This is a genomic window from Actinosynnema sp., assembly GCF_052038725.1.
In genome coordinates, this window is the sequence record NZ_JBQGCX010000163.1 from 1 (window position 1) to 2,407 (window position 2,407).

General features: G+C 77.7%; 3 protein-coding genes. 1 reads left to right on the top strand and 2 read right to left on the bottom strand.

Annotation, left to right across the window (positions count from 1 at the left end; genetic code table 11):
* Positions 1 to 301: 301 nt before the first annotated feature.
* A complete protein-coding gene (locus ACTUAL_RS03085; RefSeq protein ID WP_440899200.1) occupies positions 302 to 1,480 on the top strand; it encodes an 8-amino-7-oxononanoate synthase in 1,179 nt (392 codons plus the stop codon).
* Here the strand turns inward: ACTUAL_RS03085 and ACTUAL_RS03090 are convergent.
* Positions 1,431 to 1,883 (bottom strand): GNAT family N-acetyltransferase, encoded by a 453-nt coding sequence (locus ACTUAL_RS03090; RefSeq protein ID WP_096496549.1) that lies wholly within the window; start codon positions 1,881 to 1,883, stop codon positions 1,431 to 1,433. The two genes, ACTUAL_RS03085 and ACTUAL_RS03090, sit on opposite strands and share 50 nt — an antisense overlap.
* Positions 1,884 to 1,981: 98 nt before the next feature.
* Positions 1,982 to 2,407, bottom strand: a 426-nt coding sequence (locus tag ACTUAL_RS03095) for a serine protease (RefSeq protein ID WP_440899201.1), incomplete at its 5' end; no start/stop codon positions are given.

A 2,407-nucleotide genomic window follows, 5' to 3' on the forward strand; every position in this document is an offset into this window, starting at 1 on the left:
CCTGAGCGCTGCGGACCTGAGCGCTGCGGCACCGAACGCCGCGGCACCGTGCGCTGCGGCACCGAGCACCGCCGTCCCGAGCGCAGCCGTGCCAGGCGCCGCCGTCCCTGGCGCCGCGCCCCCGCGCCTGGTCGGCCCCGGTCCGATCACCCGGCCCGCGCGCCCCGACCCCCGCTGACCAGCGGCGCCCCGCCGCGCCCGGCGCAGCGGGCGAACGCCCGCCCACCCGTGGCGACGCGCCGGGGCGCGGGGAGGTCCACGTTCCGGACCGCCGCGGCGGCGGTGGTGCGAGACTCCTCCCGTGACGGAGCACACCGGGGAGTCGGTATTCGACTGGATCGACGCGCGGGCCGAGGCTCGGGCCGAGGCCGGGCTCACCCGGAGGGTGCGGCCACGCGCGGCGTCCGGCGGGGCGCTCGACCTGGCGGGCAACGACTACCTCGGGCTCGCCAGGGACAAGCGGGTCGTGGGCGCGGCAGCCGCCGCGTCGATGCGCTGGGGCGCGGGCTCGACCGGGTCGCGGCTGGTCACCGGCTCCACCGAGCTGCACACCGAGCTGGAGTACGAGCTGGCGAACTTCTGCGGCGCGCAGGCGGCGCTGGTGTTCTCCTCCGGGTACGCGGCGACCCTGGGCGCGCTGACCGCCCTGTCCGGGCCGGGCACGGCGATCGTGGCCGACCAGCACATCCACGCCTCGCTGATCGACGGCTGCAAGCTCTCGCGCGCGGACGTGGTGGTGGCCGGGCACCGCGACCTGCCGCAGGTCACGCGCGCGCTGTCCACGCGCGGCGAGCGGCGCGGGCTCGTGGTGACCGACTCGGTGTTCTCCGTGGACGGCGACACCGCGCCGCTGGCCGAGCTGGCGGCGGCGTGCAGGCGGCACGGGGCCGGGCTGGTGGTGGACGACGCGCACGGGCTGGGCGTGGTCGGCGACGGCGGGCGCGGCGCGGTGCACGCGGCGGGCCTGGCGAAGTCCCCGGACGTGGTGACGACGGTGACGCTGTCGAAGGCGCTGGGCGCGCAGGGCGGCGCGGTGCTGGGGCCGGGCCGGGTGATCCGGCACCTGGTGGACACCGCGCGCACGTTCATCTTCGACACCGGTCTCGCGCCGGGCAGCGCGGCGGCGGCGCTGGCGTCGCTGAAGGCGCTCAAGGAGGAGCCGGAGCGCCCCGAGCGGGTGCGCGAGGCGGCCCGCCTGCTGTCGGACCGGTTGCGGGAGCGGGGTTTCCGGGCCAGCGAGCCGAGCGCGGCGGTGGTGTCGGTGCTCGCGCCGTCGCCGGAGGTCGCGGTCGCGTGGGCCGAGGCGTGCCGGGAGCGGGGCGTGCTGGTCGGGTGCTTCCGGCCGCCGTCGGTGCCGGACCAGGTGTCGCGGCTGCGGTTGAGCGCGCGCGCCGACCTGTCCGAGGCGGACCTGGCGCGCGCGGTCGAGGTCATCGCCGAGGCCGGCGCATCCGCAGGTGCGGGATCCCGTCCTCGATGAACTCCTCGCCCTCGGGGGCGAACCCGAACGAGGCGTAGAAGTCCACGACGTAGGTCTGCCCGTCGAGCACCGCCTCGGCGTCGCCGATCTCGGCCATGGCCGCGACCATGAGGCGGCGGCTGAAGCCCTTGCCTCGCGCGGTCCGCGCGGTGACGACCCGGCCGACGCGGAGGACGCCGCCGGGCTCCTCCAGCAGCCGCAGGTACGCCTGCGGCTCGCCGTCCTCCTCCAGCCACAGGTGCCGGGTGCCCGGTTCGAGGTCGCGGCCGTCCAGCTCGGGGTACGGGCAGTTCTGCTCGACGACGAACACGTCGACGCGCAGCTTGAGCAGCGCGTACAGCTGGGTCGCGGTGAGGTCGGCCGCCCACTGCCTGCGCAGGGTCGCCGGGTGGTGTTGCGTCACCCTGAATTGGTAGCACGGGCGCGGTCGTTCGGGCGGCGAACGGCGATCCCGGTCACCCCGGCCGCGACGGCGCCGCCGCGCCGTCGCGGCGCGCGGCGTCAGAGCCGGTCGCGGTAGTGGCCGAGCCGGGTGTAGGCGCCGGGCTGGCCCGCGCGGGCGCAGCCCCGGCCGTAGGAGACGACGCCGACGAGCAGGCCGTCGGAGACCAGCGGGCCGCCGGAGTCGCCCGTGCAGGCGTCCCTGCCGCCGTCCGGGAAGCCCGCGCACAGCATCGCGTCGGCGCGGTAGCCGGCGAGCGCGGCGGCGCAGTCGTGGTCCGCGCGGATCGGCACGTCGACCTGGCGCAGCACCGAGGACACCGGGCCGCTCTCGGCGGTGCGGCCCCAGCCGTAGGCGGTGGCGGTGCGGCCCGCGACGGCGTCGCCGACCCGGACGGGCTCGACCGCGACCGGGCCGTCGAGCTGGAGCACGGCCAGGTCGTCGCCGCGCCCCACGTCGGTGAACGCCGGGTGCCGCCAGATCCC